This window comes from Sphingomonas cavernae, from assembly GCF_003590775.1.
In the GTDB taxonomy this organism is placed as follows: Bacteria; Pseudomonadota; Alphaproteobacteria; order Sphingomonadales; family Sphingomonadaceae; genus Sphingobium_A; species Sphingobium_A cavernae.
Map to the genome: position 1 here is coordinate 1,212,330 of NZ_QYUM01000002.1, position 24,174 is coordinate 1,236,503.

Below are 24,174 nucleotides of genomic sequence, written 5' to 3' on the forward strand. Positions count from 1 at the left end.
ATGACCGCAATCAAGCCCTACGCCGCGCTCGCGCTCCAGATCGCTGCACGCTCGGTCGAGCGCCTGCCCGATCGCGCCGCCGCGAGCGCGCAGATGATCGCGATGATCGAGGAGATCGGCGTCAAGCTCCGCGCGTCCGCGATCTTCATCCAGCAATATGGCGGCAGCCCCGTGCGCCTTGCGGTGCTGCCCGAATATTTCCTGACGAGCTATCCGGGCCGCATCTCGATCCCCGACTTCGCGGAAAAGGCGGCGCTCGACATTGACGGGCCCGAATATGCGGCGCTAGGCAAGGTTGCCTCGGCGCAGAACCTCTTCCTTGCGGGCAACGCCTATGAGCGCGATCCGCATTTCCCGGGCATCTATTTCCAGACGAGCTTCGTCGTCGCACCCTCGGGTGAGGTTGTGCTGCGTTACCGCCGTCTCAATTCGATGTTCGCGCCTACGCCGCACGACGTCTGGTCCAAATATCTCGACATTTACGGCCTCGACGGCGTGTTCCCCGTGGCAAAGACTGAAATCGGCAACCTCGCCGCGATCGCGTCCGAGGAAATCCTCTATCCCGAGATCGCACGCGCGCACGCGCTGCGCGGCGCCGAGATCTTCGTGCATTCATCGTCCGAGATCGGCTCGCCGCTCGCTACCCCCAAGCAGATCGCCAAGCGCGCGCGCGCCTTCGAGAACATCGCCTATGTTGTCTCCGCCAACACTGCCGGGATCGAGGGCACCGCGATGCCGATGGCTTCGGCCGACGGCAACTCGATCGTCATCGACTACAAGGGCAATCCGCTCGCGGAATCGAGCCCCGGAGAGACCTTCACCGCCTTTGCCGATCTCGACCTCAATGCGCTGCGCACCCAGCGCCGCAAGCCGGGCATGACCAACTTCCTCGCGCGTCAGCGGCTCGAGCTTTTCGCGCCCGTCTATGGCGGCGAAGCGCCCCAGCCGGCGAACAGCCTGATCGAGGACGGGGTGGTAAAGATCCCCGACCGTGACCATTTCCTGAGAGTGCAGGAACAGGTGATAGACCGTCTTTCCAAGGAGGGACTGATATGAAGCAGGATGTGCCCCCGCCCTATACCGCCGTCGCGCGCCACGCGGTCTTCCCGACGCCGACCCATGACGAGGCCGCGCGCTACAACTTCCTGACTGCGCTCAACAAATATCTGTCGGGCTCGATCGGCGCGGGCAACAAGATCGCGTACGACACGCGCGTCCTTCCCGCCTTTCAGGCCGAACATGGCCGCGATCCCAGGGACCGTTTCGAGATTCGCGACGCGATGAACCAGGATCCCTGGCACCGCTACTGGTCCGCGCTCAAGCGCAACTCGATGGAGATGCGCCAGCAGAACGGCCGCTCGATCACACTGCGCCAACTCGACGAGCTTTCGGCGAAGGTGCGCCAGTTCAACGAGGGCCGCGACACGCTCCAGCTCGATCCCGATCTGCCGCTCCCGCACTACATGAACGCCGCCGACATCCACTGCATGCCCGGCAGCTATCATGGCGAGGAGCGCCCCGGCGACATGTCAGCGGGCGCCAATTATGACAGCGGCCTTTTCGCCACCACGGGCGGCGGACTCGGCGCGCTCTCGGACGGCGGTGGTCAGGCGCTGGTCGAGTGGATCCGCAAGGAACGCCCCGACTGGAAGCCGCGGCGCATCCTCGATCTGGGCTGCACCGTCGGCCACAATATCGTGCCGCTCGCGCTCGCCTTCCCCGAAGCCGAGGTCATCGCGATCGACACCGCCGCGGCTGTGCTGCGCTATGCGCATGCCCGCGCGCAGGCGCTTGGCGCCAGGAACATCACCTTCATCCAGATGAATGCCGAGGATATGAGCCGTTTCCCCGACGGCCATTTCGACTGGGTGCAGACGACGATGTACCTGCACGAGCTGTCGGGCAAGGCGCTGCCGCGGATCATCCGGGAAAGCGAGCGTGTCCTCGCGCCCGGCGGCCTGATGTTCCACCTCGAACAGCCGCAATATAGCGACGACATGCCGCTCTACGAGCAGTTCATCCGCGACTGGGACGCGTTCAACAACAACGAGCCCTATTGGTCGGCGATGCACGCGCTCGACCTCAAGCAGGTGATGGAAGAAGCGGGCCTGCCGCGCGACCGCCAGTTTACCGCGCGCGTGCTCGCCGTCGTCGATCGCAGCATCTTCCCGCAGGCGGCCGAGGGCGCAGAGGAAGATCACGGCCGCGCGGCCGCGTGGAATGCCTATGGAGCGTGGAAACCCGAAGCATGAGTGACGATAGCGTAGACTGGATCGCCCGCGCGGGCGCACGGGCCAAGGGCAAGCGGCCGAACACGCTCCATGATTTCAATGCCGAGCGCACGCTTTCGATCGTGATGGCGCTCGCCGCCGAGGTCGCGGTGGTGAAGGAACGGCTCGACACCGTAGAGCGGCTGCTCGACGAGAAGGGCACGATCAGCCGCGCCGATATCGACGCCTGGCAGGCGACGGGCGAGGCGGCCTATGAGCGCGCGCTGATGACCAAGGAATATGTCGCGCGGATCATGCGTGGCATGCAGCAGGAAATGGAAGCGATGCAGGCCGCGCCCGAGCGCCCCATGTCCGAACTCAGCGCCGAATTGAGGGATAGCTGATGCAGCACCGCACGATCAGCGGCCGCATCCGCTACACCTCCAAAAAGCCCGAAATGCTCGATCAGGAGCGCGGTCGCGAATGGTTCAGCTTCACGCATCATGGCGACGGCAGCACGATCTTCCGCGCGCGCTGCGAGATCGAGGAGCCCGCGCCCACGGTGCTGCGCGACATCGTCTATGTGCTCGACGGCAAGGGGCGGCCGCAGGACCTGCACGTTCACCTGACCGTGGGCGACGCCTATATGGGCTCGGGCTGGCTGCACCACACGCCGGGCGACAATGGCGGGCTGATCGAATGCGAAAGCTTCGGCCCCTCGATCGGCCGCCTTTCGCAGAAAATGCCCTATGCGGGCACGATCGACGGCTTCGGCACGCACCCGATTGCGGGCGACGGCTATACGACGCGTTGCATGGATCTGTCCAAAGGCCCGCACCGCCGCAAGATCCGCGTCTTCCTCCCTTCGCCCGACCACCGCGGCGCTACTCCGCCCGTGATCGCCGAGGTCGAGATCGGCCTCGAATATGTGGGCGATGAGACCGTCACCGTCGCTGCGGGCACCTTCCACTGCCGTCATTTCCGCTTCGTCGACGACGAGGGCCCCGGCATGGGCGGCGTGCAGCACCCGCATTACGACGTCTGGGTCACCGCGGACGACGACGCGATCTTCGTCCAGGGCGGCGTCGGCGGCTATATGCAGACTTGGTACGAGCTGGTGGAACTGACGCGCTGAGGCGCGCTTGTCGCGTGCCTTGCGCGAGCGGCGCCGATCCGGTCATGGCGCATTTGCCGAAGACGGCCCATTACGGACGCCAGTTCCTCCCCGGTACGGGGAGGTGGCAGCCCATAGGGCTGACGGAGGGGCTGCGCTAAATTATCAGGTTTCGCGCCAGCCCCTCCACCACGCTTCGCGTGGTCCCCCTCCCCGTACCGGGGAGGAACTGAACTGTAGAAAACGACGACAACTTGGACCTCCTCGCCTAAAGTTGCGAATTCCAATAACGTCTGTTTATCTGCTAGTTGAGCGATCCCGCCGTATGGGAGCAAATGTGACCGACACCCGCCCCGCTATGACCGATGCCGAATTCGAGCAATCGGCAGCCTATGTGGATAATGGATGGTGGATGACGGGCGAAGGCCTGATCCACATCCCGTCAGTGATGAACATCGAAGGCTGGAACCGCTACGGTCATTCCGGCCACATGCTGCTGACGCCGGCGCAACGCATGCTGATGATGTGGTCCGATATCGTTGGGCAGGTGAGCAATGGCGGCTTCACGCAGTTCTGCGACAACTATGCTAGCGACCTTGCCTTGAGCATCGCCGCGGTCGACGCACTGGGATGGCCCGAACTGAGCGAGCGTTTCAAGCGGGCAATGACAGAACAGGCCAGCGATGCGGCTGAGCCTCGACGGCTGCAGCCGGTCCCCCTAACCGACGATCCCGAGAAATGGGTCGCGAGCCGCAAGCGACTGATCCGGCACCTTGCCCGCCGCGGTAAACGTTGGTGGCAGCCGACCACCGCCCGCGACCTCGCCTATGTCGAGGCGCGGCATGAGGAGTGGCAGTTGGAACTACATTATCAAACGGCCGTCCTGTCCGGTGAACTCTCGTCGGGTGGCGAGCGCCTGTTCGATTTTGTCGAGCCGCCTAGCGACGAAGCGAATGCGTTCGACGACTGGTTTTACACCTCTGAAACCAAGGCGGCATCCGCGCATTATGTCCAAAACTTTATCATGCGGCATCGCGACCAGCTTTACCAACCGATTTGACAAGAAAGGGTCTGTGCGCGCGAACTGATGGATGCCAATCCGATTATCTAAGTGGATAGCTTCTTGGCCGCTCTCTACGAATCTGCCAGACATTCGATTTTCGACAGGCGCCATCAGACCCTCATCGTTTCCTCCGAATAGGCCGCGAGCGGCAGCGCGATCCCCGATTGCCGGATGATCGCCTGCCGGCGGAAGAAGCGCAGCAGGCCGCTCTCACCCATGCGCGACGGGCCGAGCCCGCTCTTGCCGAAGCTCGATTTCTCGGCCTCCCAGACGAGCCCGGTCAGCGATCCGTCGTTGATCGAGACGCCGCCCGCGTTGAGGCGCACCGCGACCGCCTCGGCCTCTTCGGTGCTGCCCGCGAGCACCGCCGCAGAAAGCCCGAAGATGCCGCTATTGGCATGCGCCACCGCCTCGTCGACCGTATCGAACACCGTCACGGGAATGACGGGGCCGAAGGTCTCCTCCTCCATGATCGCCATGTCTGGGGTCACGTCGACCACAACCGTCGGGCGCAGATATTTCCCGCCGCCGAGCGTCTCGACCTGGCCGCCCGCAAGCACCCGCGCCCCTTTCGCCACGGCGTCGTCGATCTGGGACTGCACGATCTCCGCCTGCCGCGCGAAGATGAAGGGGCCGATGTCGCCCTGATGGACGTCGGGATAATTGAGTCGCGTCGCCTGCGCCTTTTCAACGAGCGCCGCGAGGAAGGGCCCGGCGATGTCGCGCGCGACATAGACGCGCTCGATCGACTGGCACGCCTGCCCCGTGTTGAGCACCGAGGCGCGCAGCGCGGTTTCCGCAGCCTTCACCGGATCGGCGCTGGCGAGCACCAGCATCGGATCCTTGCCGCCAAGCTCGAGGCTTGCGGGGATGAAGGCGCGTGCCGCCGCCTCGCCTACCTTGCGGCCGGTCGCGACCGAGCCTGTAAAGGCGATGAAATCGACATGTTCGACCAGCGCTGCGCCCGTCGCGCCGTCGCCCTCGATCAGGGTCAGTACCGACGCGACCTCAGGCACCTCGGCGATCGCCGCCATCAGCGGGCGGATGAAGCGGGGGGTGATTTCGGAGGGCTTGATGATGACCGCGCAGCCAGCCGCAAGCGCAGGGATCGCATCGATCAGCGCCAGCGTCAGCGGGAAGTTCCACGGGCTGATCACGCCGATGAGTTGATAGGGCACCAGCCGCGTCGTGGTGGTAATCGTGGGAATGCCCGTCTGCCGGTCCCGCACCTCGGCCGCCGCGATGATCGTGGGCGCACTCTCCGCCCAGCGGATGAAGGTTTTGGTCATCGCATCGACCTCGATCACCGAGATCGCCGCGCGCCCGGTATCGGCGGTCAGCGCGGCGATCAGCGCGTCGCGGTGCCGGCCCATCGCTTCGGCAAGCTTGCGCAGCGCGGCGCCTCGCGCCGCGGGCGTCCGCGCCGCCCAGCCGGGTTGCGCCTTCCGCAAGTTCGCGGTCAGCGCCGCGATTGCAGCGCCGTCGACCGGCTCTATGCTGTAATCCGCCTCGCCCGTACGCGGATTGATGACGGCAAGGCTCATTGCTGCGACTCCCAGCTTGAAACGATCTCCTCGCCCGTTGCGAACCATGCTTCGGGACGTTCGGCAAGCTTCCGGAGCAATGCTTCAAAGGCCGCGATGCGATAGGGCAGCGCCATTATGTAAGGCGTGATGTGGAGCGGCAGCACGCGGCCGCCATGGGTTTTCGCCTCGCTCGCCAGCCAGTCGAACGCATCTTCCATCTGCTGCGCATAGCTGTCGGCCGATTGCTGCTGCACCGTGACGATCTGGCGGTCGGACAGTTCATGGTTGAGCGGCAGGTTGATCAGCCCGTTGGTGAAGCGCCAGGGCAGTTCATCATTCACCCAGTCGCATGTGTATTTCAGCCCCGCTTCCTTGAGCAGATCGGGCGTGCGCCAGCTTTCCGAGCGCGCGATCGACAGCCAGCCCGTGGGGCGCTTGCCCGACGCTGCCTCGAGCGACGCGATTGACTGTGCGATCAGCGCGCGTTCGTCGTCCTCGGGCAAGGTGCTCGCGATCGTGCCGTTCATATCGGTCGAATGCGCGATAATCTCATGCCCGTCGGCGACGATGTCCGCGATGATCTGCGGATAGCGGTCAGCGATCGCGCCATTGGTCGCGACCGAGGCCTTTACCCCCGCCTTTTTGAATGCGTCGAGCAGGCGGTAGAAGCCGATCCGCGTACCATATTCGCGCGCGGTATAGTGGCGATAATCGGGATAGCTCGTCTGCATGTGCCCCGGCGCGCGGAAGGGCGTGTCGGAAGGCGTCATCGGAAACCATTCGAGACTGACGCACACCCAGACCGCGACCAATTTGCCCGCGGGCCACGGCACGGGTTTGCGATCGAAGATCGACGACCATGGATAGAGGTCGTGGTCATAGCCTTCGCGGCGCTTCGGATATTCGAGATAGGCGGGATCAAGCGCCATGGGCGGCCTCCGCATAATGATGTTCGTAATAATGGTCGGCGATCTCGCCCGCGCACGCGATCCAGGCGCGGCCATCCTCGGCGATGTGGCGCAGTACCTCGGCAAAGGGGCCGATGCGGTGCGGCTGGCCGATCAGATAGGCGTGCAAGGGGATGCACATCACGGTGCCCGATTCCTCGCCTTCCTCGGCAAGGCGCTCATATTGGCGGATTAGCGTGTCGGCATAATCGCGCGGGGACATGTTGTAGACGAAGAAGCCGTAATGGTCGTTGACTTCGAGGCTGTAGGGGATCGAGACTAGGCGCCCCTGCTTCACCTTCACTGGCTGGGGCTGGTCGTCGTGATAGAGGTCGCAGGTGTAATCCAGCCCATATTCGGCGATCAGATCGAGCGTGCGCGGCGTGTGCGTCAGCGCGGGCGCCAGCCAGCCGCGGATCGTCTGCCCCGTCGCCTCGCGCACCGTGCGGATCGAATCCTCGATGATCGCGCGTTCCTGGGCCTCGTCCATGCCGTAGGTGTAGCGCGTGTTGTAGATGCCGTGGCTGAAGAACTCCCAGCCGCGCTCATTGGCGTCCTTCACTATTTCCGGGTGATGCTGGCACAGCGCGACCGAGAGCGAAACCGAGCCCGGAAAGCCGTATTTCGACATCGCCTCGGCCATGCGCCAGTGCGACACGCGGTTGCTGTGATCGCGATGCGCGAAGCCCACGACATCGGGATGCGGTTTCGTCCAGCTTTTGCGATTGGGGTTCGCGGGCGGATCGATCTCGTAATATTCGAGATTGGGCGCGACCCACACCGCGACCTTCTTGCCGCCTGGCCACGTGATCTTCGGCCGACCGCGCCAGGGCACGAAATCGTATAGCCCGGGATCGGCTTCACCTTCGCGCATCAGCGGGCCTCCAGCCAGTCGATCACCGCCTGAACCGGCTCGACATCGGCATATTTGAGCTGCAGGTCGGTGAGGTTGGCGAAGTGATAGCTCTCATGCTTGTCCGCGCAGGTCTCGATGGGGACGATCGTGCGAAAGCCATAGGACAGCGAATCCACCGCGGTCGCGCGAACGCAGCCCGAGGTGCTGCCGCCCGTCACCACCACCGTGTCGACCTTGTGCCAGCGCAGATAGCTCGCAAGCGGCGTCTCGAAAAAGGCTGAGGGCATGCGTTTGGTGTATTGCAGGTCGTTCGCGTCGATCTCGCAGCGCGGGTCGAATTCGTGACGCTCGCTGCCATATTTGATGTTCTGCAGCGAATCGGGGGTGTCGGTGCGCGTGCCCCAGACGCCCGCGTCGCCCGCATCGTCCTTATACCCCACCCGACTCCAGATCACCGGCATGCCTTTTTCCCGCGCCAGCCGCGAAATGGTGTTGGCATGTTCGATCTGCAGCGGATCGGTCTCGTAAGCGGTTTTGAACATGTCGGTGCGCGTATAGGCCTGCTGGAAATCGACGTTCACGATCGCCAGCTTTTCGCCGAATCCGAACTTGTTACGCGCCGGATTCGCGATGATTTCTTCGAAAATCTGGCGCGCAGTCCGCCCATCGCAGACCATCCGCGTACCGATCAACGTCATCACAAAACTCCTGCAAAATCGTGATTCGTACAGTAGTTTGCGAAAAGGACTTGTCGAGAGGAATTTGTCCGGACAAATTAGGCACCATGATCACCCGCCATTTCATCCAAGTCGGCAGCCGCCGCGTCCATTATCGCAAGGCTGGCTCGGGCCCGACGCTGCTCATGGTCCACCAGAGCCCGCGCAGCTCCGCCGAATATGAACCGCTCATGGAAAAATGGGCGCAGCACTTCACCTGCATCGCGCCCGACACCCCCGGATTCGGCCAGTCCGATGCCCTGTGCGGCAATCCCGACATCGGCGATTTCTCGAGCGCGCTGGTCGAACTGCTCGACGCGCTCGGCATCGCCAAGACCGCTGCTTACGGTTTTCATTCGGGCGGCATCATCCTCGTGGGCGCGGTCAAGCGCCACCCCGAGCGCTTCACCGCGCTCGCGACGGGCGGCTATGCCGTCTGGACGCCTGAAGAAATGGCGATCTTCGACAAGGATTACCTGCCGCCCTTCCAGCCCAGCGCCTATGGCGAGCACCTGACCTGGCTGTGGAACCGCATCATCGAGCAGACCTGGTTCTTCCCCTGGTTCGACGTGCGCGATGGTGCGCGGATCAGCGTGGCGCATGACGATCCGGTCAAAACCGACGCCGTCATCCGCGACATGCTCGATAGCGGCGACGCCTATCGCGCGGGCTATGGCGCAGTGCTCCGCGCGCCGCGTGACATTCCGGCGACCGATGCCGAGACCGTCCCCGTGCTGATCGCGGCCTATAATGGCGATCCGCTGCAGGCGCATATCGCACGGCTTGGCGATATGCCGCCGAGCTGGCGTGCCGAGGCCGTCGCCACACCCGCCGATCTCGAGGACGCGTGCCTTGCGCATCTGCGCGCCGCGCCCGCGCGCTCCTGCCCTCAGATCGCCGAGAGCAAGGATGGCGGCTTCATCCGCGTTGCCGGCGCCGGCTTTGACGGGCTGATCCACTGGCAGGGCAATCCCGAGGCCGAGACCGTGCTGATCCACGCCCCCGGCCGCGCCGCAGGACTGTTCGACACCAGCGACGCGCTTGCTATCGACCTGCCGGGTCATGGCCTGTCGGACAACTGGCAGCAAGGCTACACCCCCGATCTCGACGGCTGGAGCGCGATCGCGGCCGCGGCGATCGCGGGCGTCAGCAAGGCGAAGACTCCCGTCATCATCGGCGAAGGCTTTTCGGCGCTGCTCGCCGCAGCGGTGGCGCGGCAGATCGGCGCACGCGGCTGGGGCGCGGTCGATGCGCATATCCCCGTCGCGGAGCACGCCGAAGACTGGACCGAGCGCGCCGTTCCCGATCAGACGCCCGACCGCCACGGTGCCTATCTCAACGCGGCATGGAGCGCGGTGCGCGCGGGCCATTTCTTCTGGCCATGGTTCGAGGCAAGGGCGGCCAACGCCATTCCCTTCAATGCCGCCGACATCGTGCCCGAAGCGCTCGCCACGGAACATCGCAGCCTGATCCGCGCGCGCGCAGGTCGCGCTCTTCTCGGTGCGCTCGCTGCCGCCGATCGCAATGCGCTGGTCGCCGCCGCCCCCGCCGTGCTCACATGGGAAACAGCGGACTGGGCCAAGGCGCGCGTCGATATCTGGTCACCACAAGGTTTCTGAGAAGGAGAGAGTCAAAATGGGTATTCGCGAGGACATGCCGCTGCTGGCGCGCCATGAAGGCGTGTGGGACGGCGTCTACACCTATTACAACGCCGCGGGTGAAAAGATCGACGAGCACAAATCGCGCCTGTTCTGCCGCTTCAAGGAAGGCAGCGAGCATCCCTATCACCAGACCAACCATTACACCTGGGATGACGGCCGCACTGACATCCGAGAGTTCCCGGCAACCTATGCCGACAAGCGCGTCTGGTGGGACAATGAGCTGATCAAAGGCTGGGCTGCCGAAGTGGGCCTCGACGAGTATAATCGCACCGTCATGCTCTATTGGCAGCGCCAAGGCGATCCGAGCCTCTATCTCTACGAGATGATCCAGCTTTCGGACGACGGCCAGTCGCGCTGCCGCACCTGGCACTGGATCCGCAATGGCAATCTGGAAACGCGTACCGCGATCCAGGAAAAGCTGGTCAGCCGCGACTGGGCGGCGATCGAGAAGGAAATGGAGGCGCAGGCTGTCTGATCCGCAGACCCTGTTCGGAAAGATCTGGGACCGGCACGTCGTTGCCGGTCTTGGCGGCGGCGCAGAGCTGATCGCCATCGACCGGATCTTCCTGCACGAGCGTACGGGCGCCGCTGCCCTCAACAGCCTGAAGGCAGCGGACCGCGCGGTCGCCGATCCCTCGCGCGTATTCTGCGTGATGGACCATATCGTCGACACGCGCCCCGGGCGTGGCGACCAGACATTGATGCCCGGCGGGCAGGCCTTCATCACCGAAACGCGCGCCGCCGCGACCGAGGCCGGCATCACGCTGTTCGACGTGACCGATCCCGATCAGGGCATCGTCCATGTCGTCTCCCCCGAACTCGGCATCGTGCTGCCCGGCTGCACGCTGATCGCGCCCGACAGCCATACCTGCACGCAGGGCGCGTTCGGTGCGTTCGCCTGGGGCATCGGTTCGTCCGAGGCAGAACATGCGATGGCGACGGGCACGCTGCGCCTCACCCGTCCGAAGACGATGCGCGTCACCTTCACGGGCATGCTGGCGAAGGGCGTGACCCCCAAGGACATGATCCTGACGCTGATCGCGCGCCACGGCGCAGGCGGCGGCAAGGGATATGCGGTCGAATTCACGGGCGAGGCGGTCACCGCGCTCGACATGGAAGGGCGGATGACGCTCTGCAACATGGCGACCGAATTCGCCGCGATGACGGGAATGATCGCGCCAGACCCGAAAACTTTCGACTGGATCCGCGGGCGTCGTTATGCCCCCATGGGTGAGACGCTTGAGCGTGCCATCGCCGAATGGCAGACACTCGCCTCTGACGAGGGCGCCCAATTCGACGTCGAAATCACGATCGACGCTTCCTCGATCGAACCGATGGTGAGCTGGGGCACCTCGCCCGAGCACAGCACGGGCATTTCGGGACAGGTTCCCGTCGATCCGCCCGAGCGCCCCGTCGCCTATATGGGCGTCGAACCGGGCCAAAGGCTTGCCGGCATACCAATCGACGCTGCCTTTATCGGAAGCTGCACTAATGGTCGCCTTTCCGACCTGCGCCGAGCCGCCGCGTTGCTCAAGGGGCATCATGTCGCCGAAGGCGTAAAGGCGCTGGTCGTCCCAGGCTCGATGGCGGTGCGCCGCGCCGCGGAGGCCGAGGGGCTCGACAGGATCTTTGTCGAGGCGGGCTTCGAATGGCGGATGAGCGGCTGCTCGATGTGCTTCTATGCGGGCGGCGAGAGTTTTCCCGCGGGCTCGCGCGTCATTTCGTCCACCAATCGCAATTTCGAGGGGCGGCAGGGGCCGGGGATCCGCACGCATATCGCGAGCCCCGAGACGGTGGTCGCCAGCGCCATCGCGGGATGCATCGCCGATCCGAGGGAGATCAACGAAGTCCGTCCGTCCCGAGCGCAGTCGAGGGACGCTGGCACCAGCGCCGAACGTGTCTCGACTTCGCTCGACACAAACGGGGAGGCCTGAGATGGCCCATCCCTTCACCACGCTCACCGCGATCGCGGCGCCGCTGATCCGTGACAATATCGACACTGACGCGATCATCCCCTCGCGCGAGATGAAGAGCACGGGCAAGACCGGGCTTGCCGACGGGTTGTTCGCGCCATGGCGCTATCTGAAGCCGGGTGCGCGCGATCCAGACCCAGCATTCGTGCTCAACCAGCCAGCCTATGCGAACGCACAGATGATCCTCGGCGGCAGCAATTTCGGATGCGGATCGAGCCGCGAGCATGCGGTTTGGGCGCTTGCCGAATATGGCATCCGCGCGGTGATCGCGCCGATCTTCGCGCCGATCTTCGCGGGCAATTGCACGCGCAACGGCATCGTCCCCGTCGTCCTGCCCGCCGATGTCATTGCCGAGATTGCGGCGGATAGCCGACCCGTGACGGTCGACCTCGAGCAGCAGCGCGTGAGCCTCGCCGACGGACGCCGCTGGTCGTTCGAGATCGGCGCCGAAGCGCGCGCGATGCTCCTCGAAGGGCTCGACGCGATCGACCTCACCTTCAAGCACAGGGCGGAAATCACCGCCTTTCAGGCCGCCGACCGCAAGGCGCGGCCGTGGATCTATCTCGGAGAATTGACCGCATGACGCGTATCCATATCAGCGAGGTCGGCCCGCGCGACGGGTTGCAGAGCATCGACCGGGTGATGCCGCTCGAAGCCAAGAAGGCGTGGATCGCAGCCGAAGCCGCAGCGGGCGTGCCCGAGATCGAGGTGGGCAGCTTCGTGCCTCCCTCGCTCCTCCCCCAGATGGCCGACACCGCCGAGCTGATTGCCTTTGCGAAAGGGATCGAGGGGCTTTCGGTTGCCGTGCTCATCCCCAATCTGAAGGGCGCCGAGCGCGCGATCGCGGCGGGCGCCGAAAAAATGTCGATCCCCTTTTCGATGTCCGAAACGCACAGCCTGAAGAATGTCCGCAAGGATCATGCAGCGATGGTGGCGGAAATCCGCGCAATCGCCGAGCTGGTCGCGGCGCAGCCCGCCGAAACGCGCCCGCATTTCGAAGTCGGCCTCGCGACCGCATTCGGCTGTACTATCGAGGGACCGGTGAACGAGGACAATGTCGTCCGCCTTGCCGCCGCCGCGATCGAGGCGGGCGCGGTCGAGGTCGGCCTGTCCGACACCACGGGCTATGCCAATCCCGCGCAGGTCAAGCGTCTCGTCCGCCGCGTGAAGGCGGAGATCGGCGCGGACAAGCTCAACACGCTCCACCTCCACAACACGCGCGGGGTCGGCCTCGCGAATGCGCTTGCGGGGCTTGAGGAAGGTATCACCACGCTCGACTCCTCGCTGGGCGGCCTTGGTGGCTGCCCCTTCGCGCCGGGCGCATCGGGCAATATCGTCACGGAGGATCTGGTCTTCATGCTCGAAGCCATGGGGTATGAAACGGGGATCGACCTCGAAAAGCTGCTGAAGGTCCGCAGCATCATCGCCGAGGCGCTGCCAGGCGAGCCGCTCTATGGCTTTACACCCGATGCGGGCCTGCCGCTCGGTTTCGCGCAGGTGGCGGCATGAGCGCGCCGCAGCCGCTCGCCGGCCTCAAGGTCGTCGAGTTCACGCATATGGTGATGGGCCCCGCTGCGGGCGCGATCCTCGCCGCGCTGGGCGCCGAAGTCGTCCGCGTCGAGCCTGTAGAGGGTGACAAGACCCGCACGTTGCTCGGATCGGGTGCGGGCTATTTCCCGATGTACAACCGCCACAAGAAGAGCGTCAGCCTCGACCTCAAATCGGACGACGGCCTTGCGACCGCCAAGGCGCTCGCGACGGACGCCGATATCCTGATCGAGAATTTCCGCCCCGGCGCGCTCGACACGCTCGGACTCGGCTATGCCGCGCTGTCCGAATCGAACCCGCGGCTGATCTATTGCTCGGCTAAGGGCTTCCTCCCCGGCCCCTATGAGAAGCGCACCGCGCTCGATGAGGTCGCACAGATGATGGGCGGGCTTGCCTATATGACCGGTCCTCCGGGTCGCCCCTTGCGGGCGGGATCGAGCGTGATCGACGTGACGGGCGGCATGTTCGGCGTGATCGGCGTACTCGCCGCGCTCGAGGAGCGTCACCGCACGGGCAAGGGCAAGCTCGTCCAGGCGTCGTTGTTCGAAACCACGGTCTATCTCGTCGGCCAGCACATGGCGCAGCTCGCGGTGACCGGAAAGCCCGCCAGCCCCATGCCCGCTCGCATCTCGGCCTGGGCGATCTACGACGTGTTCGAGACCAGGGACGATCCCGTCTTCATCGGCGTCGTCACCGATGCGCTATGGGAGAAGTTCTGCAAGCTCTTCAGTCTCGACGATCTCTGGGCCGACGAGGGCCTGCGCAAGAACAACGAACGCGTCCTCCAGCGCGACCGCATCCTGCCGCAGATCCGCGCGCTGATCGCCAATTTCACGCGCGCCGAGGTGATCGACCGCCTCGAAGGTACCGGCCTGCCTTTCGCGCCGATCGGTAAACCCGAGGACATGTTCGACGATCCGCACCTTAACGCCTCCGGTGCGCTCGAACCCGTCACGCTCCCCGACGGCCGCGAAACGCGCCTCCCCGCGCTCCCGATCGCGTTCGATGGGCAGTTGGCGGCCGCGGCATCGGTGCTGCCGCAGCCCGGGGCCGACACCGATGCGATTCTGGCAGGTCTGAGGCACGGCATGGGGGGCTAGAGCCTTTCCCGGCAGGACGAAAATCGCCTTGCCCCATAAGAAAGCCGTGCCCTACATCCGCAAAACATCGCGACGGCGCAGCCCATCGGGACAATCCTCCGCCAGGAGTCAGGGTGAACCCTGATTTCCAATCGCACGCTAACGGCTCACGCTGCCTCAGCGCCGTGAAACCTCGAATTCGCCCACGCGGATCAACATCCTGATCAGGACAAACCAATGGCAGAAAAAATTCACGGTTTCCTGCCAGCTTCAGCGGAATTGCCCTCCACAAGGCAACGATTATTCGCGCGATACTTTGTGGGAGTGTTGATAGACCTGGTTGTGTTGAACCTCTTTGATGAATATTCGGATAGAGTTTCGATAGATTCATTCACGCTGTCTCTATTCGCAGCCGTGCTGTTACAGGCCCTCCTCAAGCTAACCATTGCAGTCGAACATCAGGTCGGCGAGTTCTTCAAGAACAAGTCCGGTGGTTTGATGACCTTTTTGCGGTTCTTCTGCGCATGGCTCGTGCTGTTCGGGTCAAAATTTGTGATCCTCGAGGCATTATCACTGGCGTTCCAGGATAAGGTGCGCTTCGAAGGCGCCTTCCACGGACTTGTGGCGCTGATCATCGTAATCATAACGATGCTTATCGCCGAAGAGGCAGTGGTGCGGCTGTTTCGAAAGCTCGCCTAGGCCTTACGGCCGACGCGTGCGGGACACTGGTCCACATCGGGTCATTTCCGGTCGCCGGGTTCGAGCGCCTGTGGCGGGTTTCTGACCCATTGCCAGAATAGCTCATATCCCACCGCAAGGATCACCGGACCGATGAACAGGCCGATGATTCCGCTGGTTGCCATGCCACCCAGCGCCCCGAGCAGCACCACGGGCATCGGCACGTCAACACCGCGCCCCAGCAGCAGCGGTTTGAGCACGTTGTCGACCAGACCGGCGATGAAGACGTAGATGGCGAAGATGATGGTCGCTACGCTGGCGCCCTCGGTGACGAAAACAAAGACGATCACCGGGATCGTGATTAGCGTGGCCGGTAGCTGAATGATGCCCAGGAAAAGCACCGCCAGCGCGAGCAAGCCAGCGCCCGGAACTCCCATCAACGCAAAGCCGACGCCGATCAGCAGCATCTGGATGAAGGCGATACCGACCACGCCCTGAGCCACTGCGCGAATGGTGGCGGTACACAGTGCGGTGATTTGCGGCCCCTTGCCGGGGCCGAAGATGCGCGATGCGATCTGCACCGCGCTGCGGCTGCCACTCTCGCCATAGGCCATGAAAATGCCGGCCAGGATCAGGGCGAGGACAAACATCAAAAGGCCCGCGCCAAGACCCGCGAGCGTACCGAGCACGGTGAGACCGATAACCTTGAGCTGCGGTGCGAACTTCTGCGTCACGGGGGTCAGGTCTACGGCGGCTTGTTGCCAGAAACCGTGCAGCGGCTTGCCCACCAGCGGCCAGCCGGCGACCGAATCGGCTGGCGGCGGAATATGGAAACTACCGCTTCTGACCAGGGTCACGGCATCCTCCACCGAGGCTACCATCGAGGCGCCCAGAAGATAGATCGGTACCAGGAGAATGGCGATGGCGATCAGCACGATCAGCGTTGCAGAGCGGCCTTCCTTGTCGCCCAGGCGGCGCTTCAGCCTGCCTTGCAGGGGGTAAAGTGTCACCGCCAGGGTCAGCGACCAAAGCATTAGGTTGATGAAGGGGTGGAGGACCCGGTAGCAGATGAGCAGCAGAATGGCGATCAGACCGGCACGGATCAGGACATCGAGCAGCCCCTGCGACAGTGGCTTTTCCGAAGCGGGCGTGGGCGTAGGTGCCATCCACTATCTCCTTGCAGTTCACTGCCAGGGTATGAAATCGGCCCGCCACCACCTTACACAAACGGCCCCGGTTGCATCGCTCCCCAAAGACCGCCGAGGCCACCCTCGGTCGTACACTATCCGCGCGTCAATCTCCATCACGCTCGTCGGAGGTAAGTCGCCGGGATTCATAGGTTGTCGTTGGCATTCCCGTTTCCGCCAGCGCGTCATATGGTAAGAGGAAATCTGTCGTTAGCGTGAGGCCAGCGCCAGGAACGGAGCTGTTCGCAGTCATCGAAGCTGCGCTCGCTCTTGCCGGTATCTTGGCCTGGTTCCGTCACTGGCGGCGGGTGCCGCGAAAGAGGTCGACCATGCTGCTTCATCTCCTGATCGGGCTCGTGATGTTGGTGCTTTGTCTGTCATTGCAGGCCGTTTTCGTCACCGTGTGTCTCCGTCGATACGCACGTTTCAGGATCGCGTACCCAAGCCCGGGATCGCGACGGCTGGATTTCATGCTGCTGTCGATGGTGATGTTGCTGATGCTGCTTGGCAACTTCGTTCAGATTGCCATCTGGGCGGGCCTGTTCATGCTCCTTGGCGAGTTCGATGAATTTACTACCGCGCTCTATCATTCGGGGGTCAACTATGCCGGTCTGGGATATGGCGACATCGTCATGTCCGAACGATGGCGTCTGTTCGGACCGCTGGAAGCCGCCAACGGCATCATGATGTTCGGCCTGTCCACCGCGGTGATGACGGCCGGCGTGATGGACGTGGTAAAATACAGCAACGCCCGACTGAAGGGGAGCGAGCCACCCGCGGGCGGCTATTCCGAATAGCCCGGCGGAAATTTTTGCCAGCGATAGCCAGCGACGGCCATCTGCCGGCCAGTGGCGAAGAGGTGCTGCATGTAGTTGGTATCGAATTCTTCGCGATGGGGCACGTTGAAGGTCGGTGGAATGAAGGCGAGATTATAGTCGATGCCGTCGCGCCGGGTTGTTGTGAAGATGCGGTAGAGATCGCCAATTCCCTGCGTCTGGGTGAGCGACGAGATCGCGCGCGCCGCGACGGGCAGAGTGCGTCGATCGACGCTTGCCCAATCCGGATCGAGCCGTGCGTTGCGGATGATATAGAGCAAGCGCTTGCGGCCCGCGGCTGGCCCCGATTGATCCATGTGAAGCGACGGCGGATAAAGGAAGACCTGCGCGATCGTGCCGCCGTCGACGTGCATTTCCTGATATCGCTGGCCGCCAACGGTGACATCCAGCATCACCGGGGGAAAGACGCCCGGGATCGAGGCGGAGGCGACGAGGATTCGCCGGAACAGTTCGGGCGCGCGCGGATCCTTGCTCGCGGCGATCGCTGTCATGTTCCAGATGACCGGTTCAAGCGAGTCGAGTGCGGTGGTGCCGACGAGCAGCAGTCGCCCTTTTGCATATTCCGCCGCGATGGCGTCGAGCAGCGCCTGATCGGCATAGCGCGTGACCAGTTCATAGAGCGGCGTGGTGTCGGCCATCGCATCGCTGAAAAAGCCCCTGATCATGCCGCGAAGCCTGAAGATGTCGCGCTGCGACGTCCGGGTGTAGACCTCCTCGAGGACATGGTCGTATTTGGGGCCCAGAAAGGCGAAGGGTGCGATCAGCGCGCCCGTGCTGATCCCCGTCACAGCCTTGAATTCGGGCCGCGTGCCCGACGCTGTCCAGCCATTGAGCAGGCCGGCCCCGAAGGCGCCGTTGTCGCCTCCGCCCGAAATCGCGAGGAAATACGCGGGCGGCAGCGGGCCGTGCTGGCCGACGCTGGCGCGATAGGCCAGTTCCCTGGCGAGCGACGCCTTCGCTTCGGTCTCGAAGCCGGAAACGTCGCGCCGAACGAAAAAGCGAACTGGCCCAAGCCCCGTTTCGGCCTGGACCGTCGCCGCTGTCGGTACTGCCGGAAGGCGCTCGGGTGTCGCGCACCCGGTTACCATCACTTGCAGCAGGATGATCGCGATCAGCGCTTGCAGCCAAGGCGCAACGCGGGCGGGCAGCAGGGTCGGGCTCAAGCGCGGTCTCCCTCGAACGTCCTTGCTACCGAGGGCGACGGATGCAGTATATCAGGAAATACCCTGTGTCGGGCGCGGGATATTCTGGGAGCCGTGACCAGGCGGGATGTCGCAACGCGCGCAATGCCCCTGCTATCAGAGGGCTGGCGAAATTTCTGCGACCTGTTCACTATGGCCCGGAACTGGGCCGAATTTTCGCGGTGCACGGTGCGGAAATGCAGGAGTCTTTACCACCGCTATCACAACGACCAGACCGGTGAAAAAGGGGAGATAGGCGATGCTGGCAGCGTTCGGTAACTGGCTCGTGCAAGCACCGTTATGGGTGGTTGGCCTCGCGATATTCGGCGGCATGCTGGCTGCATCTGTGATTGGCTGGGCGTTGCGATGGCGGCATGACCGCGGAATGGTGGCCGAGGTCGTTGCCGAGGACAAGGAGAGTAGCCAGCAAGGCTTCATGGTGTCCGCCGTGATGGGATTGCTCGCGTTGCTTGTCGGCTTCACCTTCTCGCTTGCGATTGAGCGCTTTGACACGCGCCGGAGCAATGTGCTCAACGAAGCCAATGCGATCGGTACGACCTATCTGCGCGCACAGTTGCTGCAGGAACCCCATCGTGCGCGCATCAGCAAATTTCTGTCCGACTATACAGACACGCGGTTCGAACTGGCCACCACGCGCCCGGGGCCAGCGCAAAAGCCACTGCTCGAAACCAGCGATCGGCTGGTCGTCGATATGTGGAGCGCGACCGTCGCCGCGTTCCCCACGATACGCCCCTATGATTTTTCGAGTTCATTTCTCGAAACGATGAACAATCTCATCGACATGGACGCCGCGCGCAAGGCGGCGCGCCAGTCCCATGTCCCCGCGGAGGTCTTCCTTGTTCTCTTCCTCTATCAGTTCATCACCGCCGGGGTGATCAGCTATGTTCTGGTTGGAAGGGGGAGCCGGCAGACGGCCTTGTTCCTGTTCCTGCTCTTCGGAATATCGCTGCTGCTCATCATCGACATCGACCGACCGACATCGGGGGGCATCACTGAATCCCAGGAACCGATGCGGCAGCTTCAGGCCTTTATAAGGGCGCAGCCGCCGGGCTCGTTCGATCGCTTCGGTTCGCCCGCGCCATCACGGCAAGAGCCCGGAACTGCGCCATAGCACGACCGGATGTCAGGGCTCACGCACCGGCCTCGCGCTGCATGATCGCGTCATAGGTGGCGTATTTGTACAGATCGCCCAGCGTCGGGTAATTGAAGCAGGCGCGGTTGAAGAGATCCGCATCGCCTTCGGCGAGCAGCGCGATAAGGCCGATATGAACCAGCTCCGTCGCCTGCTCGCCCATGACGTGGACGCCGAGCAACCTCAGGTCCTCGCGCCGGAAGATCAGTTTCAGGAAGCCTGCCTCGTCGCCGATAATGTCGCCGCGCGCGACGTCGGCATAGCGCGCGCGACCGACGATGACCTCCACGCCTTTTTCGCGCAGTGCCGCTTCTGTTTCCCCGGCCATACTCGCCTCGGGAATCGTGTAGATCCCTGTCGGGAGGATCGTGGCGAGATCGCTCTTGCGCGTGGATTCGAACGCATGATGGACAGCGACACGTGCCTGCTCGATGCCCGTGGCAGCAAGAGCCGGTGCGCCGATGACGTCGCCAGCGGCATATATGTGTGGCGCCGCGCTTTGATAATGCTCGTTCACCGGGACGAGGCCGCGCTTGCCAGGGATAATGCCCGCCGCATCAAGATCGAGATCGGCAGTGTTGCTCTGCCGTCCGGCACAGACGAGCACGCCGTCGCAGGTCAGCTTTGCACCCGATGAAAGCGAGAGGACGACATCCTCGGCCTGCGATGCATCGCAGGCAGTGACGCGTTCTTTCCAGTGGAACTGCACGCCGTTGGATGCCATTGCCTTCGCCAGGCCATGCGAGATTTCTGCGTCGAGAAAGGGCATCAGCGAATCCCGGCCATCGACCAGATGCACCTCGACGCCAAGCGCGGCGAAGGTGCCGGCATATTCGCTCCCGATTACCCCGCCGCCAATGACGACGAGCTTCTTCGGCATGGTGGTGATCTCGAGGACTTCGTCGGAATCATGCACGCGATTATCGTCGAAGGGGAATTCGGTGGGGCGAAACGGAGCGGATCCGGTGGCGATCAGGATTTTCTCGCCGCGCAACACAATCTTCTTTTCATTTTCAAGGATTTCCACGGTGTGCGGGTCGATGAAGCGGCCAACGCCGCGAAACCGTGTCACACCGCGCGCATCGAGGTTCCTCCGCATGCGTTCACGTACCGCCGCCGTCACATTCTTCTCGTGCCGCATGAAATCGCTGATCGTTGCCTCGCGTCGAAGCGAGAGATCCACGCCGAACAGCTCCCGCGAACGCCAGCCCGAAAGTACCAGTGACGTCTCCCTCAGAGTCTTGCTCGGGATGGTGCCCGTGTTGATGCCTGCGCCTCCCAGCATCCCGGCCTTCTCGACCAGCGCAACGCGCTTGCCGAGAGCGCCCGCCGCCGCCGCGCCACTTGCACCCGCCGGACCTCCTCCGAGAACGATGAGGTCGAATGCATCAGCCATAGATTTTCAGGTGGTAGGGGACGTACTTAAACGGAGCGGCTTCTTTTTCAGGCGAAGGGATGTAACGCACCTTCGAAGCATGAAAGCAATAGGTCATACGTCGATGGTATAGACGATGCACCTGGCTCTATATGCGTAATACTACGCAAGAGCCTCGGCCGCCGCAGAATCTTGCAAGTCTACATGTGCTTACAACTAGCTCGTACTTAAGCATAATTGACAACGGCCAACCGGGGGCGAATACCAAAGCCGTGATACGTCGTCGCACACGCGCGAGGCGGAATGGCGGCGTCATGGGCTCTGGGGCTCCAAAGGCGGTCAGAATGCGAGATTTGGGCAGGAGGTCCGATCACCAAAGGTCGACGGCACATACTGCCGTCGCAGCTTTCTGCATATGTGCCGTCGCGGGCTGTACGCAGGGTCCCGATTATCAGCGACCAACCGTGGCAGTGCCAGCCGCTTACCGGTCCGACGATACGATCCCTTCTTCGTCGGCGTCCGACACGTCGACCTGGTGGCACGCCTTTGGCGACGAGGTCCTCGACAGTCTCGTGCGCGAATGCATCGCCAACAACCGAGATCTGCGCATCGCCACCGCGCGCGTGGATGAATTCACAGCGATACTCGCCGGCACGCGATCGCAAGGCTTTCCGCAGGTCGGATATGGCGTCAGCGCCAGCCGCCAGCGCGCCAGCGAGCGAGGCTCGGTGTCCTTCCCGACCGGCGTTGATCCGGTCAGTTCGAGCTACAGCACGGTGCTGTCTGCCAGTTGGGAAATCGATCTCTGGGGGCGCATCCGGCGCGAAACCGAAGCGGCGCGTGCCAACCTGCTGTCCACCGAGGAGGCCAGACGCGGCGTCGTACTGACGTTGGTGGCGTCAGTGGTCGCGGGCTATGTCACGCTGCTCGATCTCGACAGCCGCCTGCAGATCGCTGAGGCGACCGTTGCCGGCCGAAAACAATCGGTGTCGATCTTCCAGATGCGGCTCGAAGGCGGTTGGGTATCGGACTTCGAGATGTCGCAGGTACTTGCCGAGTACGAATCTGCGGTGGCGGCAATCCCCGAACTCGAGAAGTCGATCGCGCAACAGGAGCATGCCTTATCGACCCTGCTGGGACGCAATCCGGGCCCGATCGCGCGTGGGCAGGATCTGCGGGCACTGCAGGCACCAGTGGTCCCCGTGGGGCTCCCCGCAGAGCTGCTGACGCGGAGGCCCGACATCCTTCAGGCCGAGCAGCAGCTTGTGGCGAGCAACGCGCTTATCGGTGCTGCGCGAGCGCTGTATTTCCCCCGAATTTCACTCACCGGCCTCGGAGGCTTCGCCAGCGCGGCGCTGGAGAGTCTGTTTGCTGGCCCCGCGCGCACCTGGTCCTTTGCGGGCGATGTTGCGGGCCCCTTGTTTACGGGCGGCGGTGTCACAGCGGTGACGCATCAGGCCGAGGCCCGGCGCGAGCAGGCGCTGGCAGCCTATGAACTCACCGTCCAGAATGCGTTTCGCGAGGTCGAGGACTCGCTGACTGCAGTGCGGTCTTCGCGCAAGACAGAGGCATCGATCGCGCGCCGCGTCGAGACGCTGAGGCGGGGCGTTGCACTGGCCCATGAGCGCTACGACAACGGTTATTCCGACTATCTGGACGTGCTCGACACCGAACGGAGTCTCTTTTCCGCGGAGCTCTCGCTCGCCGCCGCGCGCGGCGACAGTTACCGCGCACTGGTGAACCTGTACCGCGTGCTGGGCGGCGACTGGATCGACCAGGCGACGTCGGCGCGCAGCTCCGAAGGCGTCGCGGAGCAACATCCATGACGGCGTCTCAGGACGTGCCGCGAGAGGAGTCGCCCGCCGCGACGGATGACCCGGCCGCGCCTTCGCTGCCATCGTCAGGCGCGCGCGGAATCGGCAAAAGCCCCACCCCCATAACCCCCGAGGACAGTGCCGCCTCCTCTGCGCCGGACGACGATGTCCCGGCAGAGAAACCGGCCAACCCCGTACGCAAAATCATGTTGATCGCGCTGGCCACGCTGCTGGTGATGTTCGTCTATCACGTGGTCTCCGACAGGATCACGCCATACACGTCACAGGCGACGGTCGACACATTGCTCGTCCAGATCGCCCCGCAGGTCGCCGGGCAGGTGATGGATGTCGGCGTCACCGACAACGGCGCAGTCAAAAAGGGTCAAGTGCTGTTCCGGGTCGATCCGCGGCCGTTCGAGATCGCGCTGCGCTCGGCAGAAGCCAACCTCGCCGCTGTCCTGCAGGCGGCCGATGTCTCCTCGGTCGAGATCGGCGTCGCACAGGCCCAGCTTCACAAGCAACGCGTCGATCTGGCGGCAAGCCGGCAGCTCGGTAAGATCGTCACCGATCTCGTCGACAAGCGCGCGCTGGCGCAGACCAACGCGATCCGTGCGCGCGCCGACATCGCGAAGACGCAAGCCGAGGTGGTGCGCGCCGAGGCGGAAGTCGAACGTGCGCGGCGAAATCTGGGCGTGGTGGGCAACGGCAATCCGAAGGTACAGCAGGCGATGGCCGCGCTTCAACAGGCGCAACTCGATCTGAGCAACACGACCGTCACCGCGCCTGCGGACGGTGTGGTCACCAACCTCAGATTGTCGGCGGGGCAGTTCGTCAATCGCGGACAGCCCTTGCTCAGCTTCATTCAATATGGGCCGCGGTGGATCTCCGCGGCGATGCGCGAGAACCAGCTTGGCAATCTGGCGCCGGGCAACGAGGTTCTCGTCGCGCTCGACGACAATCCGGGGCGGGTGTTCCCGGGGCGCGTGGAGAGCATCGGCTGGGGCATCGCGCAGGGCGGGGAGGCCCCGACCGGACAGTTGCCCGATGTTCAGCCCGCGAAGGGCTGGTTGCGCGAGCCGCAGCGCTTTCCGGTGCGGATCATGCTGACGCCAACGGATGACGGCAAGGCCGCGCTCGCCTTTGGCCGCAGTGGCGCTCAGGCCAATGTCATCGTGTTCACCGATTCCGGTTCGGTCCTCAATCCGATCGGCAGATTGTGGATCCGGCTGGTCGCGCTGATGAGCTATCTGCAATAGT

At 63.7% G+C, this 24,174-nt stretch carries 23 protein-coding genes; 16 read left to right on the forward strand and 7 right to left on the reverse strand.

Annotated features, from left to right (window positions below; translation table 11 throughout):
- The 5 genes from D3876_RS05955 to D3876_RS05975 all read left to right on the forward strand — a co-directional run bounded on the left by D3876_RS05955 (position 1) and on the right by D3876_RS05975 (position 4,384).
- Positions 1–1,056 (forward strand): nitrilase-related carbon-nitrogen hydrolase, encoded by a 1,056-nt coding sequence (locus D3876_RS05955; protein ID WP_119760307.1) that lies wholly within the window; start codon positions 1–3, stop codon positions 1,054–1,056.
- A complete protein-coding gene (locus D3876_RS05960) occupies positions 1,053–2,252 on the forward strand; it encodes a class I SAM-dependent methyltransferase (protein WP_119760309.1) in 1,200 nt (399 codons plus the stop codon). Before D3876_RS05955 ends, D3876_RS05960 begins: the two co-directional genes overlap by 4 nt.
- Positions 2,249–2,614 carry a hypothetical protein gene (locus D3876_RS05965; RefSeq protein WP_238475264.1) on the forward strand — a complete coding sequence of 122 codons (366 nt, stop codon included), beginning with the start codon at positions 2,249–2,251 and terminating at the stop codon, positions 2,612–2,614. The genes D3876_RS05960 and D3876_RS05965 overlap by 4 nt, the downstream gene beginning before the upstream one ends.
- A complete protein-coding gene (locus D3876_RS05970; RefSeq protein WP_119760312.1) occupies positions 2,614–3,345 on the forward strand; it encodes a DUF3108 domain-containing protein in 732 nt (243 codons plus the stop codon). The genes D3876_RS05965 and D3876_RS05970 overlap by 1 nt, the downstream gene beginning before the upstream one ends.
- A 316-nt stretch (positions 3,346–3,661) precedes the next feature.
- Positions 3,662–4,384 carry a DMP19 family protein gene (locus D3876_RS05975; protein ID WP_147417593.1) on the forward strand — a complete coding sequence of 241 codons (723 nt, stop codon included), beginning with the start codon at positions 3,662–3,664 and terminating at the stop codon, positions 4,382–4,384.
- A gap of 113 nt (positions 4,385–4,497) precedes the next feature.
- On the opposite strand, the gene D3876_RS05980 is transcribed toward D3876_RS05975, so the two are convergent.
- From D3876_RS05980 to D3876_RS05995, 4 genes are read right to left on the reverse strand one after another with little or no spacing between them, the layout of a single operon-like run.
- Complete coding sequence (locus D3876_RS05980; RefSeq protein ID WP_119760315.1) at positions 4,498–5,931, reverse strand: aldehyde dehydrogenase family protein; 1,434 nt, start codon at positions 5,929–5,931, stop codon at positions 4,498–4,500.
- Positions 5,928–6,842, reverse strand: a complete 915-nt coding sequence (locus D3876_RS05985) for a polysaccharide deacetylase family protein (RefSeq protein WP_119760317.1) — start codon at positions 6,840–6,842, stop codon at positions 5,928–5,930. The genes D3876_RS05980 and D3876_RS05985 overlap by 4 nt, the downstream gene beginning before the upstream one ends.
- Positions 6,832–7,734, reverse strand: a complete 903-nt coding sequence (locus tag D3876_RS05990; RefSeq protein WP_119760318.1) for a polysaccharide deacetylase family protein — start codon at positions 7,732–7,734, stop codon at positions 6,832–6,834. Before D3876_RS05990 ends, D3876_RS05985 begins: the two co-directional genes overlap by 11 nt.
- Positions 7,734–8,414, reverse strand: coding sequence for an isochorismatase family protein (locus D3876_RS05995; protein WP_119760320.1), 681 nt, complete (start codon positions 8,412–8,414; stop codon positions 7,734–7,736). The genes D3876_RS05990 and D3876_RS05995 overlap by 1 nt, the downstream gene beginning before the upstream one ends.
- 86 nt (positions 8,415–8,500) lie before the next feature.
- Between D3876_RS05995 and D3876_RS06000 the strand changes: the two genes are divergently transcribed.
- The 7 genes from D3876_RS06000 to D3876_RS06030 all read left to right on the forward strand — a co-directional run bounded on the left by D3876_RS06000 (position 8,501) and on the right by D3876_RS06030 (position 15,392).
- Positions 8,501–10,051: an alpha/beta hydrolase gene (locus tag D3876_RS06000; RefSeq protein ID WP_119760322.1), complete on the forward strand. Its 1,551-nt coding sequence runs from the start codon at positions 8,501–8,503 to the stop codon at positions 10,049–10,051.
- 16 nt (positions 10,052–10,067) lie between these two features.
- Positions 10,068–10,568: a DUF3598 domain-containing protein gene (locus D3876_RS06005; RefSeq protein ID WP_119760323.1), complete on the forward strand. Its 501-nt coding sequence runs from the start codon at positions 10,068–10,070 to the stop codon at positions 10,566–10,568.
- Complete coding sequence (locus D3876_RS06010; RefSeq protein WP_119760325.1) at positions 10,474–12,027, forward strand: 3-isopropylmalate dehydratase large subunit; 1,554 nt, start codon at positions 10,474–10,476, stop codon at positions 12,025–12,027. The genes D3876_RS06005 and D3876_RS06010 overlap by 95 nt, the downstream gene beginning before the upstream one ends.
- Position 12,028: 1 nt before the next feature.
- On the forward strand, positions 12,029–12,649 hold the full coding sequence (gene leuD, locus D3876_RS06015; protein ID WP_119760327.1) for a 3-isopropylmalate dehydratase small subunit: 621 nt from the start codon (positions 12,029–12,031) through the stop codon (positions 12,647–12,649).
- The gene (locus D3876_RS06020) at positions 12,646–13,575 is read left to right on the forward strand and encodes a hydroxymethylglutaryl-CoA lyase (RefSeq protein ID WP_119760328.1); all 930 of its coding nucleotides are present in this window, start codon (positions 12,646–12,648) and stop codon (positions 13,573–13,575) included. Before leuD ends, D3876_RS06020 begins: the two co-directional genes overlap by 4 nt.
- Complete coding sequence (locus D3876_RS06025) at positions 13,572–14,714, forward strand: CaiB/BaiF CoA transferase family protein (RefSeq protein WP_119760330.1); 1,143 nt, start codon at positions 13,572–13,574, stop codon at positions 14,712–14,714. The genes D3876_RS06020 and D3876_RS06025 overlap by 4 nt, the downstream gene beginning before the upstream one ends.
- A gap of 216 nt (positions 14,715–14,930) precedes the next feature.
- Positions 14,931–15,392 carry a hypothetical protein gene (locus D3876_RS06030; protein WP_119760332.1) on the forward strand — a complete coding sequence of 154 codons (462 nt, stop codon included), beginning with the start codon at positions 14,931–14,933 and terminating at the stop codon, positions 15,390–15,392.
- A 41-nt stretch (positions 15,393–15,433) separates the two neighbouring features.
- Here D3876_RS06030 and D3876_RS06035 read toward each other — a convergent pair whose 3' ends face one another.
- On the reverse strand, positions 15,434–16,537 hold the full coding sequence (locus tag D3876_RS06035) for an AI-2E family transporter (RefSeq protein ID WP_119760334.1): 1,104 nt from the start codon (positions 16,535–16,537) through the stop codon (positions 15,434–15,436).
- Positions 16,538–16,887: 350 nt separating this feature from the next.
- Here D3876_RS06035 and D3876_RS06040 point away from each other — a divergent pair, with 350 nt between their 5' ends.
- A complete protein-coding gene (locus D3876_RS06040; protein WP_119761098.1) occupies positions 16,888–17,355 on the forward strand; it encodes an ion channel in 468 nt (155 codons plus the stop codon).
- On the opposite strand, the gene D3876_RS06045 is transcribed toward D3876_RS06040, so the two are convergent.
- Positions 17,343–18,557 carry a patatin-like phospholipase family protein gene (locus D3876_RS06045; protein WP_220475418.1) on the reverse strand — a complete coding sequence of 405 codons (1,215 nt, stop codon included), beginning with the start codon at positions 18,555–18,557 and terminating at the stop codon, positions 17,343–17,345. The two genes, D3876_RS06040 and D3876_RS06045, sit on opposite strands and share 13 nt — an antisense overlap.
- Positions 18,558–18,834: 277 nt before the next feature.
- On the opposite strand from D3876_RS06045, the gene D3876_RS06050 reads away from it, so the two are divergent.
- Entirely contained in the window at positions 18,835–19,707 is an 873-nt protein-coding gene (locus D3876_RS06050) for a bestrophin-like domain (protein ID WP_147417594.1), read from the forward strand.
- A gap of 19 nt (positions 19,708–19,726) precedes the next feature.
- Here the strand turns inward: D3876_RS06050 and sthA are convergent, their stop codons facing one another.
- The gene (sthA, locus tag D3876_RS06055; protein WP_119760338.1) at positions 19,727–21,124 is read right to left on the reverse strand and encodes a Si-specific NAD(P)(+) transhydrogenase; all 1,398 of its coding nucleotides are present in this window, start codon (positions 21,122–21,124) and stop codon (positions 19,727–19,729) included.
- A 323-nt stretch (positions 21,125–21,447) separates the two neighbouring features.
- Between sthA and D3876_RS06060 the strand changes: the two genes are divergently transcribed.
- Complete coding sequence (locus tag D3876_RS06060; protein WP_119760340.1) at positions 21,448–22,929, forward strand: efflux transporter outer membrane subunit; 1,482 nt, start codon at positions 21,448–21,450, stop codon at positions 22,927–22,929.
- Positions 22,926–24,173 carry an HlyD family secretion protein gene (locus D3876_RS06065; RefSeq protein WP_119760342.1) on the forward strand — a complete coding sequence of 416 codons (1,248 nt, stop codon included), beginning with the start codon at positions 22,926–22,928 and terminating at the stop codon, positions 24,171–24,173. Before D3876_RS06060 ends, D3876_RS06065 begins: the two co-directional genes overlap by 4 nt.
- Position 24,174: the final 1 nt, after the last annotated feature.

Excerpts from the sequence above, each read along its gene's own strand:
- D3876_RS05970 (WP_119760312.1), top strand. The coding sequence starts at position 2,614 with ATGCAGCACCGCACGATCAGCGGCCGCATCCGCTACACCTCCAAAAAG.
- D3876_RS05980 (WP_119760315.1), bottom strand. The coding sequence starts at position 5,931 with ATGAGCCTTGCCGTCATCAATCCGCGTACGGGCGAGGCGGATTACAGC.
- D3876_RS06030 (WP_119760332.1), top strand. The coding sequence starts at position 14,931 with ATGGCAGAAAAAATTCACGGTTTCCTGCCAGCTTCAGCGGAATTGCCC.
- D3876_RS05995 (WP_119760320.1), bottom strand. The coding sequence starts at position 8,414 with ATGACGTTGATCGGTACGCGGATGGTCTGCGATGGGCGGACTGCGCGC.
- D3876_RS06050 (WP_147417594.1), top strand. The coding sequence starts at position 18,835 with ATGCTGGCAGCGTTCGGTAACTGGCTCGTGCAAGCACCGTTATGGGTG.
- D3876_RS06040 (WP_119761098.1), top strand. The coding sequence starts at position 16,888 with ATGCTGCTTCATCTCCTGATCGGGCTCGTGATGTTGGTGCTTTGTCTG.
- sthA (WP_119760338.1), bottom strand. The coding sequence starts at position 21,124 with ATGGCTGATGCATTCGACCTCATCGTTCTCGGAGGAGGTCCGGCGGGT.
- D3876_RS06020 (WP_119760328.1), top strand. The coding sequence starts at position 12,646 with ATGACGCGTATCCATATCAGCGAGGTCGGCCCGCGCGACGGGTTGCAG.
- D3876_RS06000 (WP_119760322.1), top strand. The coding sequence starts at position 8,501 with ATGATCACCCGCCATTTCATCCAAGTCGGCAGCCGCCGCGTCCATTAT.
- D3876_RS05960 (WP_119760309.1), top strand. The coding sequence starts at position 1,053 with ATGAAGCAGGATGTGCCCCCGCCCTATACCGCCGTCGCGCGCCACGCG.
- D3876_RS06005 (WP_119760323.1), top strand. The coding sequence starts at position 10,068 with ATGGGTATTCGCGAGGACATGCCGCTGCTGGCGCGCCATGAAGGCGTG.
- D3876_RS06010 (WP_119760325.1), top strand. The coding sequence starts at position 10,474 with ATGGCAATCTGGAAACGCGTACCGCGATCCAGGAAAAGCTGGTCAGCC.
- D3876_RS06065 (WP_119760342.1), top strand. The coding sequence starts at position 22,926 with ATGACGGCGTCTCAGGACGTGCCGCGAGAGGAGTCGCCCGCCGCGACG.
- D3876_RS06035 (WP_119760334.1), bottom strand. The coding sequence starts at position 16,537 with ATGGCACCTACGCCCACGCCCGCTTCGGAAAAGCCACTGTCGCAGGGG.
- D3876_RS06025 (WP_119760330.1), top strand. The coding sequence starts at position 13,572 with ATGAGCGCGCCGCAGCCGCTCGCCGGCCTCAAGGTCGTCGAGTTCACG.
- D3876_RS05985 (WP_119760317.1), bottom strand. The coding sequence starts at position 6,842 with ATGGCGCTTGATCCCGCCTATCTCGAATATCCGAAGCGCCGCGAAGGC.
- D3876_RS05990 (WP_119760318.1), bottom strand. The coding sequence starts at position 7,734 with ATGCGCGAAGGTGAAGCCGATCCCGGGCTATACGATTTCGTGCCCTGG.
- D3876_RS05955 (WP_119760307.1), top strand. The coding sequence starts at position 1 with ATGACCGCAATCAAGCCCTACGCCGCGCTCGCGCTCCAGATCGCTGCA.
- D3876_RS06060 (WP_119760340.1), top strand. The coding sequence starts at position 21,448 with ATGCGAGATTTGGGCAGGAGGTCCGATCACCAAAGGTCGACGGCACAT.
- D3876_RS05965 (WP_238475264.1), top strand. The coding sequence starts at position 2,249 with ATGAGTGACGATAGCGTAGACTGGATCGCCCGCGCGGGCGCACGGGCC.
- leuD (WP_119760327.1), top strand. The coding sequence starts at position 12,029 with ATGGCCCATCCCTTCACCACGCTCACCGCGATCGCGGCGCCGCTGATC.